We start from the raw sequence: 16,315 nt of genomic DNA on the forward strand, positions 1-16,315 counted from the left end.
GAGTTCTTCGCGAGCAAGCTCGCTCCTACAAAAAAGCCTTAACTGAACGGCATTAGGGCAAGCCCGCTCGCCACAGTAAGCCCGCTCGCCACAACACGCCCGCTGGCCACAGGTTAGTGTTTGCTCGTTCTATGCCTATAACTAGCCCCCCACATTGGTTTTGGGGTGCCTTTAAAATCCAGGCTAGAGCCCGCCCGTGGCGTTAAACCCCACACCGAGCACCGTCAACACCGACAGCGGCAACAGCAGCGTATCAAGCAATGCACTGGCTGGCAGGTCGACACCGGGATAGCTCGGCGCCTGCGCACCAAACCGGTCCATGGCGCAGCAGCCGCCATTCATCGCATACAAATCCAGCCGCGTGCCGGCATACACCACCGGCGCGCCGGGCTTGGCCGCATCCAGCGTACGCGCGGTGGCGCAGCCGGCCAGTTGCAACGCCAGGATGACCAGCAGGGCCTTATTCATCGCTGCTCAAATGATGCTCACCCCAGCGCGGCAACATGTCCTGGGGAATATTCAGCAGGTTGAGAATCCGGGCCACCACGAAGTCCACCAGGTCATCGATGGTCTGCGGCTGGTGATAGAAACCAGGCGATGCCGGCAAGATGGTCACGCCCATGTTCGACAACTTGAGCATGTGCTCCAGGTGAATGCTCGAATACGGCGCTTCGCGTGGCACCAGGATCAACTGGCGGCGCTCTTTGAGCGTCACATCCGCCGCGCGTTCGATCAGGTTGTTGCAGGCGCCCGTGGCAATCGCCGACAAGGTCCCGGTGGAACACGGCACCACCACCATCGCCGCTGGCGCGCCGGAGCCCGAGGCGACCGGCGACATCCAATCTTCCTTGCCATAGACCTTGATCTGCCCTGCCGCCGCACCGGTGTACTCGGTGAGGAAGGCTTGCATCATCTGCACCTTGGGCGGCAGCGCCACGTCCGTCTCGGTGGCCATCACCAGTTGCGCGGCCTTGGAAATCAGGAAGTGGACCTCACGTTCTTCGCGCACCAGGCAGTCCAGCAGGCGCAGGCCATAGGGCGCGCCGGACGCGCCGGTCATCGCCAGGGTAACGCGTTCCGGGCCGCTCATTTCAGCGCCTCGGCCAACTTGCCATGCAAGCCGCCAAAGCCGCCGTTGCTCATGACCACCACGTGGGTGCCAGGCTTGGCCTGTTGCTTGACGAATTCGATGATGCCTTCAATGGAATCGCAGACCTTCGACGGCACGCTGCAAAGCGCCGCAATCGCGGGCAGGTCCCAACCGAGGTTGGCCGGTGCATACCACACCACCTGGTCGGCGTCGTTGACACTTTCCGGCAAACCGTCGCGGTGCGCGCCGAGTTTCATGGAGTTGGAGCGCGGCTCGACAATGGCGATGATCGGCGCATCCCCAACCCGCTTGCGCAGGCCATCAAGGGTGGTGGCAATCGCCGTCGGGTGGTGGGCAAAGTCGTCGTAGATGGTAATCCCATTCACGTCGGCGACCTTCTCCATGCGGCGCTTCACGCTTTTGAATGCGCTCAACGCGGCAATGCCCATCGACGGCACCACGCCCACATGGCGCGCGGCTGCCAGGGTCACCAGGGCGTTGGCTACGTTGTGCTGACCGGTCATATCCCATTCGACGATGCCCTGGGCCTGGCCTTCGAACAGCACTTCAAAGCGTGAGCCGTCCTCGCTGAGCAACTTGACCTGCCACTGCCCGCCCGCACCGGTGGTTTGCACCGGGGTCCAGCAGCCCATGTCGATCACGCGCTGCAAGGCCGGCTCGGTTGTCGGGTGGATCACCAGGCCTTCGCTTGGAATCGTGCGCACCAAGTGGTGGAACTGCCGCTCGATGGCCTGCAAATCGGGGAAGATGTCCGCGTGATCGAACTCAAGGTTATTGAGGATCGCAGTGCGCGGGCGGTAGTGGACGAACTTGGAACGTTTGTCGAAGAAGGCGCTGTCGTACTCATCGGCCTCGATCACGAAGAACGGCGTATCGCCCAGGCGCGCCGACACCGAGAAGTTCTGCGGCACGCCGCCGATCAGGAAGCCCGGGCTCATGCCCGCATGCTCCAGGACCCAGGCCAGCATGCTGCTGGTGGTGGTCTTGCCATGGGTGCCGGCGACCGCCAATACCCAGCGGCCTTGCAGCACGTGATCAGCCAGCCATTGCGGGCCGGAGACATAGGGCAAGCCTTTGTTCAGGACGTACTCGACCGCCGGGTTGCCACGAGACATGGCGTTGCCGATCACCACCAGGTCGGGGACCGGATCGAATTGGGATGGGTCGTAGCCCTGCGTCAGCTCAATGCCCTGGGCCTGCAACTGTGTGCTCATGGGCGGGTAAACATTGGCGTCGGAGCCGGTAACGTGATGGCCCAACTCTTTGGCCAGAACCGCCATCGAGCCCATGAACGTGCCGCAGATACCAAGAATATGAATGTGCATAGTCGACCTCGTAAAACATCGAGGCAGGTTAGCGCAGGGGGGCAAAAATCGCACCTTTTAGCTGTGGGACCCGATCATAGGGAGGCGCGGGCAATACCGTGCCGGCGCAGCTTTCTATAGAGGGTGTTACGGCTGACCCCCAGCTGTTCCGCCGTGTGGGTCATGTGCCAGCGCTGTTGCTCCAGCGCCGCGAGCAACGCCAGGCGCTCGGCGTCCTCCAGAGGCGACTCCATGGACAGGGCCTCGGCCACCGGTTGCGCCTGGGCCTGGCGGATCTGCGCGGGCAGGTCCTCAAGGCCGACTCTCCCGTCGTCACACAGCGCCGCCAGCGTACGCAGCACGGTACGCATCTGCCGGACATTGCCGGGCCAGGCAAAGCGAAGCAGCGCCGAACGCGCCGCCAGCTCAAGCAACACGGCCTGCCCGCCCGCCTCTTCTGCCAGCAGGAAATCCAGCAATTGAGATTTATCACTGCGCTCACGCAACGGCGGCAACCCGACTTCCAGGCCGTTGAGCCGGTAATACAGATCTTCGCGGAAACTGCCGTCCGCCACACGCCCGAGCAAATCCCTGTGGGTCGCGCTGATGATCCTGACATCGATCGCCTGGGGCTCACCGCCCAGAGGCACGACCATGCGGTCCTCCAGCACCCTTAATAGCCGCGTCTGCAACGCCAGGGGCATATCGCCGATTTCATCGAGGAACAGCGTACCGCCATCAGCCTGTTGCAACTTGCCCTGCATGCCCTCCTTGCGCGCGCCGGTAAAGCTGCCGCCGCGGTAGCCGAACAGTTCGCTTTCGATCAGGCTTTCCGGGATAGCCGCGCAGTTGAGCGCAACAAAGGCTTTGTCGGCGCGCTGGCTGGCATGGTGCACCGCCTTTGCGAACGCCTCCTTGCCGGAGCCGGTCTCGCCATTGATCAGCAACGGCACGTCGCGCTCGAATACCCGCAACGCCTTACGGAAATCGTTTTGCAAGGCCGGATCACCCAGGCAGATACCGGGCAGCCGTGGTGGCTCCGGCAACTTGGCAATGGGGGCGGGTACCCCTACGCCGCGAGGCTGACCGCGCAGGGCCGCGAACAAATGCCGGCCATCCCGGGTACGCAACGGCCAACTGGCGGTGGCATTTGCGCTGGCGCGACCGAGCAGCTGATCCAGCGAACACTCGAACAACGCCTCCACCGGCTGCCCGAGCAAGCCGCCGCGAACCTGCCCCAGCAGGTTCAACGCGCTCTGGTTGACCGCACAGATACGCCCTTCGCCGTCGAACGCGAGCAACCCCTCGCTGAACAGGCCCACCGATTCCGCCTGTAAATGAAAGCGCAGCAACCATTGGTTCTCGAAATGCCGCAGGAAGTAACAACTCTCGATCATCTTCGCCGAGAGATTGACCAAGGCCATGGTGTGAAACTGGCTCTGGCGCGACACCGCTTCCCTGGCCGAGGACACATCCAGCACCGCCAGTAATTCGCCATGAGGGTCGAACACCGGGCTGGCCGAGCAGGTCAGCCCGGTATGCCGGCCACGGAAGTGTTCATCACGATGAATCGTCAACGACTGGCGCTCCACCAGGCAGGTGCCGATGCCGTTGGTGCCTTCGCAGGCCTCGCTCCAGTCCGCGCCCAGCCACAGCCCGGCGCGCTCGAAAATCTTGCGCTCACTCGACGCGGTGACACAGTTGAGGATCACCCCGCGCGCATCGGTCAACAACACTGCATGGCCGGCGCCCGAGAGCTGTTGATGCAGGCTGTTCATCTCGCTGCCGGCGATGTGCAGCACCTGTTGCAGGCGCTCGCGACTTTCCAGCAGGCGGCCATGTTCGAGCACGGTAGGGGCGATGGTTTGCGCAGGGTCGAGGTGATAGTCCTCCAGGCACCTCAGCCAGGAGCGGGCGATGGACGGGTCACTGGACGGGTCGCGCCCTTGGGCCACGGTGAGGACTTGCTGGGCATGGCGACTGAAATGATCGTTCTGCATGTTCTTATTATTCTCTCTACGTGAGAGCCCCCAGCATCCCCCAGCCATCCGACCTTTGCAATCCCGAGCCGACCCACTGGTCACAGGCTGTACCGTTTATGGCACAAACTGTCACTGCGCCTGTACCACGGCTGCCACAGCAACGCTTTGCAACAACGACCAAGCCCTTGATTTACCTGGCCCGCAAAGCAGTGGCCCAACCTTTGCTCTACGCTTTAACAAGCGCTTGCCGCGCTGCACTCCAATAAACATAAAAGCCAGGAGATACCCATCATGCGTTACGCACACCCCGGTACTGAAGGCGCGATCGTTTCGTTCAAGGCCAAGTACGGCAACTACATCGGGGGCGAATTCGTTGCGCCGGTCGATGGCAACTATTTCACCAACACCTCGCCGGTCAACGGCAAGCCCATCGCCGAGTTCCCCCGCTCCACTGCCAAAGACATCGACAAAGCGCTGGACGCCGCCCATGCCGCCGCTGACGCCTGGGGCAAGACCTCGGCCCAGGACCGCGCGCTGGTACTGCTGAAAATCGCCGACCGCATCGAACAGAACCTCGAACTGCTGGCCATCACCGAAACCTGGGACAACGGCAAGGCCGTGCGTGAAACCCTCAACGCCGACATTCCGCTGGCCGCCGACCACTTCCGCTACTTCGCCGGCTGCATCCGTGCCCAGGAAGGCAGCACTGCCGAAATCAACGAGCACACCGCCGCCTACCACTTCCATGAGCCCCTGGGCGTGGTTGGCCAGATCATCCCGTGGAACTTCCCGCTACTGATGGCCGCCTGGAAACTCGCCCCGGCCCTGGCCGCCGGCAACTGCGTGGTGCTCAAGCCCGCCGAGCAAACCCCACTGGGTATCAACGTGCTGATGGAAGTCATTGGCGACCTGCTGCCACCCGGCGTGCTCAACGTGGTGCACGGCTTCGGCAAAGAAGCGGGCGAAGCCCTGGCCACCAGCAAGCGCATCGCCAAGATCGCCTTCACCGGCTCCACCCCGGTGGGCGCGCACATCATGCATTGCGCGGCCGAGAACATCATTCCGTCGACCGTGGAACTGGGCGGCAAGTCGCCGAACATCTTCTTCGCCGACATCATGAAAGCCGAACCGCAGTTCATCGAAAAGGCCGCCGAAGGCCTGGTACTGGCCTTCTTCAACCAGGGCGAAGTGTGCACCTGCCCATCGCGCGCACTGGTGGAAGAGTCGATCTACGACGACTTCATGAAGGTGGTGATGAAGAAGGTTGAGTCGATCAAGCGTGGCGACCCACTCGACACCGACACCATGGTCGGCGCCCAGGCGTCCGAGCAGCAGTTCGACAAGATCCTGTCCTACCTGGAAATCGCCAAGGGCGAAGGCGCCGAGCTGCTGACCGGCGGCAAGGTGGAGAAGCTGACCGGCGATCTGGCCACCGGCTATTACATCCAGCCGACCCTGCTCAAGGGCACCAACAAGATGCGCGTGTTCCAGGAAGAAATCTTTGGCCCGGTGGTGAGCATCACCACCTTCAAGGACGAAGCCGAAGCCCTGGCGATTGCCAACGACACTGAGTTCGGCCTGGGTGCCGGCCTGTGGACCCGCGACATCAACCGCGCTTACCGCATGGGCCGCGCGATCAAGGCCGGCCGCGTGTGGACCAACTGCTACCACCTGTACCCGGCGCATGCCGCGTTTGGCGGTTACAAGAAGTCCGGTGTGGGCCGTGAGACGCACAAGATGATGTTGGATCATTACCAGCAGACCAAGAACTTGCTGGTGAGCTACGACATTAATCCGTTGGGCTTCTTCTAACTAACCCCTCCTCCCACATTTGAAATGCAATCAAGCGTGGGAGGGGTACCGCCCCTCCCACACTTAGCTCTCCACAAGTACTTGCCAATTGCATTCGGCACACAGAGGCCGAGTTAAAAACAATAACAATGAAAGGTACTTCTTCATGCCTAGCGAACCGACTGGATCTTCCGTCGACTTCGAAAAAGTCGACTCCCAATACTTCCAACAACGCGAACTCAAAAAAGGCGCCGCTGGCTGGGTGCTGTTAGTTGGCCTTGGCGTTGCCTACGTGATCTCCGGCGACTACGCCGGCTGGAACTTCGGCCTGGCCCAGGGTGGCTGGGGCGGCATGTTCCTCGCCACATTGCTGATGGCCACCATGTACCTGTGCATGTGCTTTTCCCTGGCTGAACTGTCTTCCATGATTCCCACTGCCGGCGGTGGCTACGGTTTTGCCCGCAGCGCCTTCGGGCCCTGGGGCGGGTTCCTGACGGGCACCGCGATACTGATCGAATACGCTATCGCGCCCGCCGCCATCGCGGTGTTTATCGGCGCTTATTGCGAGTCGCTGTTCGGCATTGGCGGCTGGATGATCTACCTGGCGTTCTACATCATCTTTATTGGTATCCACATCTTTGGCGTGGGTGAAGCCTTGAAGCTGATGTTCGTGATCACCGCCATCGCCGCGATTGCCCTGGGCGTGTTCCTGGTGTCGATGGTGCCGCACGTCAATGTCGCCAACCTGCTGGATATCCCGGTGACCGAGGCCAAGGGCGCCAGCACCTTCCTGCCCTTCGGCTATGTCGGCGTGTGGGCGGCGATCCCTTATGCGATCTGGTTTTTCCTTGCCGTCGAGGGCGTGCCCCTGGCCGCTGAAGAAACCAAGAACCCCAAACGGGACCTGCCCCGCGGCCTGATCGGCGCCATTGTGGTGCTGACCAGTTTTGCCCTGCTGATCCTGGTGATCGCACCGGGCGGCGCCGGCACCTATGCGCTGGTCAAGTCCGGCAACCCGTTGGTGGAAGCGCTGGCGTTGTCCTATGGCGGCTCGACCTGGATGGGCAGCTTCGTCAACCTGGTCGGCCTGGCCGGCTTGATCGCCAGCTTTTTCTCGATTATCTACGCCTATTCGCGGCAGATCTTCGCCTTGTCCCGCGCCGGCTACCTGCCGCGCAAACTGTCCCAGACCAACAAGAGCAAGGCGCCGGTCCTGGCGCTGGTGATCCCCGGCATTATCGGTTTTGGCCTGTCGCTGACCGGCCAGGGTGACTTGTTGATCCTGGTGGCGGTGTTCGGCGCGACCATTTCCTACGTGCTAATGATGGCCGCGCACATCACGCTGCGCATCCGTCGCCCCAAAATGGACCGTCCGTACCGCACGCCGGGCGGCATCTTCACGTCCGGTGTCGCCCTGGTACTGGCCTGTGTGGCCGTCGTTGCGGGCTTTCTGGTGGATCCAAGGGTGGTGATTGGCGCCGCGATCATCTATGGAGTATTAATTGCTTACTTTGCTTTCTACAGCCGGCATCACTTGGTAGCGGGCACGCCGGAAGAGGAATTCGCGGCGATCCAGGCCGCAGAGGCCACCCTGCACTAACTGCCGTAAACCTCGACGCGGGTTCCTGCCCGCGTCGTCAAGGAGACACTGTATGGCAAGCTTTTCCCACGCGGTGGGTGCACAAACCTACCGCTTCGACAGCCTCAAGGACGTGATGGCCAAGGCCAGCCCCGCACGCTCCGGGGACTTTCTCGCCGGCGTCGCCGCGCAGAACGACGGCGAGCGGGTGGCGGCGCAAATGGCCTTGGCCAATATCCCGCTGACGCACTTTCTGCAAGAGGCGCTGATCCCCTATGAAAGCGATGAAGTCACCCGACTGATCATCGACACCCATGATAAACAGGCGTTTGCCCCGGTCAGCCACCTGACCGTCGGCGGCCTGCGCGACTGGCTGCTCAGCGATGCGGCCGATGAACAATCCCTACGCGCATTGGCGCCAGGGCTGACACCCGAAATGGCCGCCGCCGTCTCCAAGATCATGCGCGTGCAAGACCTGGTGCTGGTGGCGCAGAAGATCCGCGTGGTCACCCAGTTTCGCGGCACCATGGGCCTGCGCGGGCGCTTATCGACCCGCCTGCAACCCAACCACCCCACGGATGAACCGGCCGGTATCGCGGCCAGCATTCTCGACGGCCTGCTCTACGGCAACGGCGACGCCATGATCGGTATCAACCCGGCCACCGACAGCATCGCCTCGATCTGCGCCATGCTGGAAATGCTCGACGCGATCATCCAGCGCTACGACATTCCCACCCAGGCCTGCGTGCTGACTCACGTCACCACCTCCATCGAAGCCATCAACCGTGGCGTGCCGCTGGACCTGGTATTCCAATCAATTGCCGGTACCGAGGCGGCCAACGCCAGTTTCGGCATCAGCCTGAGTGTGTTGCAGGAAGGCTACGAGGCGGGTTTGAGCCTGAACCGTGGCACCCTGGGCCAGAACCTGATGTATTTCGAAACCGGCCAGGGCAGCGCCTTGTCGGCCAATGCGCACTTTGGCGTCGACCAGCAAACCTGCGAAACCCGCGCCTATGCGGTGGCCCGCCACTTCAAGCCGTTCCTGGTGAATACCGTGGTTGGCTTTATCGGCCCCGAGTACCTGTACAACGGCAAGCAGATCATTCGCGCGGGCCTTGAAGACCACTTCTGCGGCAAGCTGCTGGGGGTGCCGATGGGTTGCGACATCTGCTACACCAACCACGCCGAAGCCGACCAAGACGACATGGACACCCTGTTGACCCTGCTCGGCGTGGCCGGCATCAACTTCATCATGGGCATCCCCGGCTCCGACGACATCATGCTCAACTACCAGACCACCTCATTCCATGACGCCTTGTACGCCCGCCAAACCCTGGGTTTAAAGCCGGCACCGGAATTTGAACAGTGGCTGGCGAAGATGGGCATCTTCACGCAAGCCGACGGCAAGGTGCGCTTCGGCAACAGCCTGCCCCCGGCATTTCGCCACGCCTTGGCGCAATTGGGATGAAGGAGCCACCCGTGCAACTCGACCTTCCTGAAAACCCGTGGCTGGAGCTACGCCGCCTGACCCCGGCGCGCATTGCCCTGGGCCGTACCGGCACGAGCATCCCGACCAGCGCACAGTTGGACTTCCAGTTCGCCCATGCCCAGGCGCGGGACGCAGTGCACCTGCCCTTCGACCATGGGGGCCTCAGCAGCCAACTGGCCGAACGCGGGCGTGACAGCCTGTTGCTGCACAGTGCGGCCGTCGATCGGCATAGCTACCTGCAACGCCCCGACCTGGGGCGGCGCTTGAGTGATGAATCGGCCCAGAGCCTGCGCGACTATGCGGCGGCCAATCCTGGCGGTGTGGACCTGGCGGTGGTGGTGGCCGATGGCCTGTCGGCGCTGGCCGTGCATAAACACACCTTGCCGTTTCTCGCACGCATGGAGGAACAGACTCACGCCGAGGGGTGGTCCTTGTCGCCAGTGATCCTGGTGGAACAGGGCCGCGTGGCGGTGGCGGATGAGATCGGGCAATTGCTGGGGGCCAAGATGGTGGTGATCCTGATCGGCGAACGGCCGGGACTCAGTTCGCCGGACAGCCTGGGGCTGTATTTCACCTACAACCCCAAGGTCGGCCTGACCGATGCCTACCGCAACTGCATCTCCAACGTGCGCTTGGAAGGCTTGAGTTATGGCATGGCGGCCCACCGCCTGCTGTACTTGATGCGAGAGGCGTGTCGCCGGCAGTTGTCGGGGGTCAACCTCAAGGATGAGGCGCAGGTGCAGACCATTGAGTCCGACGACCCGGACCTGATGAAAGGCAACTTCTTGCTCAGCCCGCCGTTGGACTGATCGCGGCACGATTGCGCTTTTTTGCGTCTTTAGGCAGCATCGAGTCACGGCCGCTCGCGTGGTCATACCCTTTGGAAGTTGAGGCCTGGCATGCGGATCACTCAAGCGACCCTGGAACACCTGGACCTGTTGACCCCCTTGTTCGTCAAATACCGCGAGTTCTACGGGGCGCTGCCGTTCCCGGATTCGTCGCGGGCCTTCCTGGAAAAGCGCCTGCGCCGCAAGGAGTCGGTGATCTACCTGGCCCTGGCCGACGATGACGACAAGCGGCTGCTGGGGTTCTGTCAGCTGTACCCAAGCTTTTCGTCGTTGTCGCTCAAACGCGTGTGGATACTCAACGACATCTATGTGGCCGAAGACGCGCGTCGGCAACTGGTGGCGGATAACCTGATACGTACAGCGAAGAAGATGGCCAAGGAGACTCATGCGGTGCGGCTGCGGGTGTCGACCAGCAGTAACAATCAAGTGGCGCAGAAGACCTATGAGTCGATCGGGTTTCGCGAGGACACCGAGTTCAAGAACTACACCCTGCCGATCAGCGAAGACTGACGCCCTGACACCTTGTGGGAGGGGGCCTGCCCCGATAGCGGCTTTTCAGTCAGACTATTTATAACTGACCGAATGCTTTCGCGAGGAAACTCGCTCCCACAATGCATTTCTGGCGATCTGTGGACCGTGCATCGCGACATCCCCCGCTACAAAACCAACACGCTTTTCACCTCTCAATCCGTATAATGCGGACCTTTCAGGGTTGTAAGAAACACTACATCCACTTGTAGCCTTATTACCCGAGCTTCCGCACAGGCCTGCCGAGCCGGGCCGTCCACACAGGTGCCATCCATGGATTTCAACCCGCTAGACCTTATCCTGCATCTCGACGTCTACCTCGACCTGCTGGTTACCAATTACGGTCCGTGGATCTACGCCATTCTGTTCCTCGTCATCTTTTGCGAAACCGGCCTGGTGGTCATGCCGTTCCTGCCGGGTGATTCGTTGCTGTTTATCGCCGGCGCCGTCGCAGCGGGCGGTGGCATGGACCCGGTATTGCTCGGCGGCCTGTTGATGCTGGCGGCGATCCTCGGTGACAGCACCAACTACGTGATCGGGCGAACGGCCGGGGAACGCCTGTTCAGCAACCCGAACTCGAAAATCTTCCGTCGCGACTACCTGCAAAAAACCCACGACTTCTACGACAAGCACGGCGGCAAAACCGTGACCCTGGCGCGCTTCCTGCCAATCCTGCGGACCTTTGCACCGTTCGTCGCCGGTATCGCGAAAATGCCCTACCCGCGTTTCTTCGGTTTCAGCGTGCTGGGCACCGTCTTCTGGGTCGGCGGCCTGGTGACGCTGGGCTACTTCTTCGGCAACGTACCGTTCATCAAGAAAAACCTGTCGTTGCTGGTGGTGTTCATCATTCTGCTGTCGCTGGTGCCGATGATCATTGGTGTAGTCCGCAGCCGCTTTGGTGGTCGCACCTCCTCCGAAGCCAAGCCGCACTGACCGGCCATGTGGTCCCTCAGCGCCTGGCGTCGCCGGCGCCTGCTGGCCAAGCACCCGATTGCCGATGACACCTGGCATCGGGTGCGCCACCACCTGACCTTCCTCGACGGCCTCAGCGCCGAACAGGACCAGTGGCTGCGCGAAGCCTGCGTGGTATTCCTCGCCGAAAAACACCTCACCGCCCTGCCCGGCGTCGACCTGCATCAGGAACAACGTCTGCTGCTCGCTGCCCAGGCGCAACTGCCCTTGATGAACCTCGGCGACCTCGACTGGTACCAGGGCTTCCACGAAATCGTGCTGTACCCAGACGACTTCCTCAGCCCGCAACGCCATCGCGACGCCAGCGGTGTCGAGCATGAGTGGGACGGCGAACACAGCGGCGAAGCCTGGCAGCAGGGTCCGGTGATCCTCGCCTGGCCCGGCGTGCTGGCCAGCGGCAACTGGGAAGGCTACAACCTGGTTATCCACGAACTGGCGCACAAACTCGACATGCTCAATGGCGATGCCAACGGCCTGCCGCCGTTGCACCACGACATGCGCGTGCAGGAGTGGGCCAGCGTGATGCAAAGCGCGTTTGACGACCTCAACCGCCAACTCGATGCCAACCCCGACGCCGAGACGGCCATCGACCCTTACGCCGCCGAAAACCCGGCGGAATTCTTTGCCGTCACCAGCGAATATTTTTTCAGCGCGCCGGATTTACTGACGGAAAGTTATCCACAGGTGTATGCGCAACTGAGCCGCTTTTATCGCCAGGATCCCCTGGCCCGCCTGAACCAACTGCAAGCCAGCGACCCGCGTTATCAGCCACAAGGCGAATGACCGTACGACGTCTGGCGCATGGCATCGGCGTCAGAATATGCCTATAATCGCCGCCACTTTTAGGCCAATCCGGCCATGTTCCATGGCCAACTACGGGGGCAACGCCCAATGAGCTACAGCAAGATTCCGGCTGGCAAAGACCTGCCGAACGACATCTACGTCGCCATCGAAATTCCGGCCAACCACGCGCCGATCAAATACGAAATCGACAAAGACAGCGACTGCCTGTTCGTTGACCGTTTCATGGCCACCCCGATGTTCTACCCGGCCAACTACGGTTTCATCCCCAACACCCTGGCTGACGACGGCGACCCCCTCGACGTGCTGGTTGTAACCCCTTACCCGGTTACCCCAGGTTCGGTCATCCGCGCACGCCCAGTCGGCATCCTGAACATGACTGACGACGGCGGCGGCGATGCCAAAGTGATCGCAGTGCCACACGACAAGCTGTCCCAGCTGTACGTCGACGTGAAGGAATACACCGACCTGCCCCCACTGCTGCTGGAACAGATCAAACACTTCTTCGAGAACTACAAAGACCTCGAAAAAGGCAAATGGGTGAAGATCGACGGTTGGGGCAACGCAGACGCCGCCCGTGCCGAGATCATGAAGTCGGTCGCGGCCTACAAAGGCTGATACCCGCTCCTCATTGCCCCGGCAATTAAAAAAGCCCCGATTATTCGGGGCTTTTTTGTGGGGAAAATTAAACGCCAAGTTCAATGTTTAACTCGCAGCGTTCAACTAACCAGCAAGTCCGAAAGATAAAGCCACAACTAAGCAAAATCCTACTCGCGCGATTCAACGCATGGTTTATTTGATCTGTTTTTCCGGCCAGTAAACTCTGCGTTTATGAATACATCAGGTGATCGCTTAAAAGCGCTATTACGGGAAGTTAATCTTTCCGCCTCCGACTTCGCCAAGAACCGCGGCGTCACGCCTCAACACGTGAACAACTGGTTCAAACGCGGCGTCCCCATGGGCCGACTCAACGAGATCGCAGAGCTGCTGTGCGTCTCCAGCCGCTGGCTACACGCCGGCCTGGGCCCCAAACATCCGCCGGCCAACTTCCTGCTGGACGGCCCCACTGCAAGGAAAGCACTCCCCTTCCGCGAAGAGAGCGGCAAATACCTCACAGGCCCAGCCTGCCCCCCGGAAAAAATCGACGTGGAGATCCCCCTCCACCCGTCATTCACCTCCACCGAGCGCATCCGCGTCTCCCTGCACACCCTCGAAACCCTCACCGTCAACCCCGACCGCGCGGTAGGCGCCTATATGGTCGACAACAGCATGATCGACATCATCCAACAAGGCGCCACCCTCGCCATCGACCGCGGCCGCACCCAAATCATCGACGGCGAAATCTACGCCGTCGAACACGACGGCATGCTGCGCATCAAATACCTCTACAACCGCCCGGGCGGCGGCCTGCGCATGCGCAGCCACAACGCCAACGAGCACCCGGACGAACACCTCACCTACGAGGAACGCTTCGAACAAAACTTCCAGGTCGTGGGCTGGGTATTCTGGTGGTCCACCCTCAACAACCGCCGCCCACCGGTGCCACTGGATGAACACCTGCTGGGCTGGGAAGGCTCTAAATCGGATCCGGAGGTGGGCATTTGAAGTGAATGTGGGTATCATGCGCCGCACATTTGGCAGGGGGTGGTCTTAGGCTATCCACCTTGCCTGGCGAAGCGGAGACGTTCCCGCGGATGCCCCTACTATTCAGCCAGACGCAATGTTGGCTGAGCGATTTGAAGGCTGGTGAGGTTTGTCAAAAACAAGCTGAGGCGGTCCCCGAGAAGCCGGCCACAAGCCGGCTTTTTAATGCCCACAAGAATCACAAATCCAAATTGTCCAACAGCTGTTGGGCGATTGAATAGCCAACGCGGGCAGATTATCGCCTCATATGCCTCTCAGCAGCATTATCTAGGCTGTATGCCCCAAGAACCCGATCCGCCACCAACAAGGAGTGTTTCATTACCACTTCAGACTTCTCAAGCGGTGCCCGTGAAGCAACCATAAGCCTGGATATAAAAGTGGTGCTGATCGATGCCTTTGAGTTGGCACGGCTGATGGTCGAAAACAACCTGGGCTGCAACGTGAAACAGGTTTACGAAGTAAAGCAGCTGGGTAGCGATTACTTCGTAGAGTATTGATCTGGCCTTTAAACTTTTTCCCAGCCAGATTCCACCAATTTAACGCCCTCAAGCTCGTCCATTTCCGCACGAGCGGCTTTAGGCTGGAGCAAGCTAGCGTTCGCTTGAACTCAGATAGCGGACTAGACGGCGCTTACTTTTCCGACGCCTCGGAGCATGTTGCTAGCTGGTCGATGCTCAACATGTCGTTGACAGCGACACAAGTCCGAAACATGTCGCAAAAATCTAAAAAAAGCGACACGTTCCGCGCACGTGCTTACACTGACGGAATGAGAAAGGCGCTCATAAGAGTGGCCTCGCCTTTAATTGGACGACCTAGTGAGCGTACGCCCCAATGACTAAAACCCATCTGTAAGCGTCCGGCGAACTCACCTTCCGAACTCCAGCTTTAAGGGCGATGGTGTCCGCGTATTTTTAAGCGGACGCGATCACCCTTATCGTTGCTTATGCACCAATCAAATCCGGGCGACTAAACACGATCACTGAATAGGCAGTGACGGATCGCAGCCTAGTCACGGAATTTCGCTGGCGCAATGCGGTGGGGGATTCTCTCGGAAGCGTCCTGCCAATGAAAGAGATCAGCCCTGCTGGCCCTGTAAGCTCCAGCCTCAATCCAATATCAAATGCGGCAAAAACCGGCTCGAATCCTTGGTAATCAAACTATTATCCTCCCGCACCCCAATCCCCGCCGCCTGGTCCCCAATCACCCAGGACCCAATCAACGTATAGCTGTCCCCAAACCGCGGTAGCGGTGCGAATTCCTGAAGGATAAACGGCGCGTCCGTGTAGGGGCCGTCTTCTTTCACGATCAGTCCGTCAGCAGTTTGCAGCTCGATGTTGGCCCCTTCCCGCGAGAAGAACGGCTTGCGCACCCAGCCCTTTGGCACGGCTTTACCTGGGTCGGTATCCAGGTGGGCCGCGAGCAAATTTGGGTGGCCTTTGTTGAATTCCCACAGCAGCGGCAAGACGCCTTTGTTGGAGAGGATGGCCTTCCAGGCGGGTTCGAAGAACTGCGTGTCACTCTCGGCGATCGCAGCGCCGAAGGGTTCGTGGAAGATGAATTCCCAGGCGTGCAGTTTGAACAGGTGGGGAATCCAGCGATCTTCAAGGTCAACGAAGCGACCTTCTGCGGTCAGGCCGATGTCTTCGATGTCGATGTGGCGCGATTCGATGCCGACTTTTTCTGCGACCAGGCGCAGGTAGTCGGTGGTGCCTTTGTCTTCGACCGAGTCTTTCATGGAGGCGAAGTAGAACGGCTGGTTGACCTGCAGTTGAGCGAAAGCCTGGTGGAGTTTGGTGTCGATGCTGTTGAACTGGTCGGCATGCTTGGGCAGCAAGCCGCGTTCGATGCATTGCTCCAGCCAGCCCCACTGGAATGCCGCGGCCTCGTAGAGGCTGGTCGGTGTGTCGTAGTTGAGTTCCAGCAGCTTGGCGGGCCCGGTGCCGTTGTAGGAGAAGTCCATGCGCCCGTACAGGTGCGGGTGGCCTTCGAGCCATGAGGTTTTGATCATGTCGAAGAAGGGCGCGGGAATGCTCAGGCGCTCGAGCAGCTCTTCGCTCTGGACCACGCGGGCCACGAGGTCCATGCACATGTCATGGATCTCGGTGGTCGGGTCTTCGAGGTCGTTCTCGATTTGCTTGAGCGTGAACTGGTAATACGCGCTCTCGTCCCAGTAGGGTTCGTCGTCGATGGTATGGAACAGAAAGCCAAGGTTTTCAGCCGTCTGTTTCCAGTCATCACGTTCTGCGCAATGGATTTTCTTCATGGC

General features: G+C 60.6%; 15 protein-coding genes. 10 read left to right on the top strand and 5 right to left on the bottom strand.

Annotation, left to right across the window (positions count from 1 at the left end; all coding sequences use genetic code 11):
• Nucleotides 1-183: 183 nt before the first annotated feature.
• The 4 genes from AC1Q6I_RS16730 to AC1Q6I_RS16745 all read right to left on the bottom strand — a co-directional run bounded on the left by AC1Q6I_RS16730 (nucleotide 184) and on the right by AC1Q6I_RS16745 (nucleotide 4,415).
• Nucleotides 184-468, bottom strand: coding sequence for a YceK/YidQ family lipoprotein (locus tag AC1Q6I_RS16730; protein WP_024077590.1), 285 nt, complete (start codon nucleotides 466-468; stop codon nucleotides 184-186).
• A complete protein-coding gene (gene ubiX / locus AC1Q6I_RS16735; RefSeq protein ID WP_010206807.1) occupies nucleotides 461-1,090 on the bottom strand; it encodes a flavin prenyltransferase UbiX in 630 nt (209 codons plus the stop codon). Before ubiX ends, AC1Q6I_RS16730 begins: the two co-directional genes overlap by 8 nt.
• A complete protein-coding gene (gene mpl, locus AC1Q6I_RS16740; protein ID WP_069077093.1) occupies nucleotides 1,087-2,436 on the bottom strand; it encodes a UDP-N-acetylmuramate:L-alanyl-gamma-D-glutamyl-meso-diaminopimelate ligase in 1,350 nt (449 codons plus the stop codon). Before mpl ends, ubiX begins: the two co-directional genes overlap by 4 nt.
• Nucleotides 2,437-2,510: 74 nt before the next feature.
• Nucleotides 2,511-4,415, bottom strand: a complete 1,905-nt coding sequence (locus AC1Q6I_RS16745; RefSeq protein WP_102625362.1) for a sigma-54-dependent Fis family transcriptional regulator — start codon at nucleotides 4,413-4,415, stop codon at nucleotides 2,511-2,513.
• A 273-nt stretch (nucleotides 4,416-4,688) separates the two neighbouring features.
• Between AC1Q6I_RS16745 and exaC the strand changes: the two genes are divergently transcribed.
• The 10 genes from exaC to AC1Q6I_RS16795 all read left to right on the top strand — a co-directional run bounded on the left by exaC (nucleotide 4,689) and on the right by AC1Q6I_RS16795 (nucleotide 14,546).
• Complete coding sequence (gene exaC, locus AC1Q6I_RS16750; RefSeq protein ID WP_024077593.1) at nucleotides 4,689-6,209, top strand: acetaldehyde dehydrogenase ExaC; 1,521 nt, start codon at nucleotides 4,689-4,691, stop codon at nucleotides 6,207-6,209.
• A gap of 145 nt (nucleotides 6,210-6,354) precedes the next feature.
• Complete coding sequence (eat, locus tag AC1Q6I_RS16755; protein WP_102625363.1) at nucleotides 6,355-7,788, top strand: ethanolamine permease; 1,434 nt, start codon at nucleotides 6,355-6,357, stop codon at nucleotides 7,786-7,788.
• 52 nt (nucleotides 7,789-7,840) lie between these two features.
• Complete coding sequence (locus AC1Q6I_RS16760) at nucleotides 7,841-9,235, top strand: ethanolamine ammonia-lyase subunit EutB (protein ID WP_024077595.1); 1,395 nt, start codon at nucleotides 7,841-7,843, stop codon at nucleotides 9,233-9,235.
• Nucleotides 9,232-10,065: an ethanolamine ammonia-lyase subunit EutC gene (eutC, locus tag AC1Q6I_RS16765; protein WP_069077090.1), complete on the top strand. Its 834-nt coding sequence runs from the start codon at nucleotides 9,232-9,234 to the stop codon at nucleotides 10,063-10,065. Before AC1Q6I_RS16760 ends, eutC begins: the two co-directional genes overlap by 4 nt.
• A 90-nt stretch (nucleotides 10,066-10,155) precedes the next feature.
• Nucleotides 10,156-10,614 (top strand): GNAT family N-acetyltransferase, encoded by a 459-nt coding sequence (locus AC1Q6I_RS16770; protein ID WP_069077089.1) that lies wholly within the window; start codon nucleotides 10,156-10,158, stop codon nucleotides 10,612-10,614.
• A 291-nt stretch (nucleotides 10,615-10,905) separates the two neighbouring features.
• The gene (locus AC1Q6I_RS16775) at nucleotides 10,906-11,565 is read left to right on the top strand and encodes a DedA family protein (RefSeq protein ID WP_069077088.1); all 660 of its coding nucleotides are present in this window, start codon (nucleotides 10,906-10,908) and stop codon (nucleotides 11,563-11,565) included.
• A gap of 6 nt (nucleotides 11,566-11,571) precedes the next feature.
• Nucleotides 11,572-12,387: a M90 family metallopeptidase gene (locus tag AC1Q6I_RS16780; protein ID WP_069077087.1), complete on the top strand. Its 816-nt coding sequence runs from the start codon at nucleotides 11,572-11,574 to the stop codon at nucleotides 12,385-12,387.
• Between the two features lie 108 nt (nucleotides 12,388-12,495).
• On the top strand, nucleotides 12,496-13,023 hold the full coding sequence (gene ppa / locus AC1Q6I_RS16785; protein ID WP_003176323.1) for an inorganic diphosphatase: 528 nt from the start codon (nucleotides 12,496-12,498) through the stop codon (nucleotides 13,021-13,023).
• A gap of 213 nt (nucleotides 13,024-13,236) precedes the next feature.
• Nucleotides 13,237-14,010, top strand: a complete 774-nt coding sequence (locus AC1Q6I_RS16790; protein WP_081329255.1) for a LexA family transcriptional regulator — start codon at nucleotides 13,237-13,239, stop codon at nucleotides 14,008-14,010.
• A gap of 311 nt (nucleotides 14,011-14,321) precedes the next feature.
• Entirely contained in the window at nucleotides 14,322-14,546 is a 225-nt protein-coding gene (locus AC1Q6I_RS16795) for a restriction endonuclease (RefSeq protein WP_256581210.1), read from the top strand.
• 608 nt (nucleotides 14,547-15,154) lie between these two features.
• Here AC1Q6I_RS16795 and AC1Q6I_RS16800 read toward each other — a convergent pair.
• A complete protein-coding gene (locus tag AC1Q6I_RS16800) occupies nucleotides 15,155-16,312 on the bottom strand; it encodes a glutathionylspermidine synthase family protein (RefSeq protein WP_024077624.1) in 1,158 nt (385 codons plus the stop codon).
• Between the last annotated feature and the right edge of the window lie 3 nt (nucleotides 16,313-16,315).

This window comes from Pseudomonas sp. MPR-R2A5 (assembly GCF_058793055.1).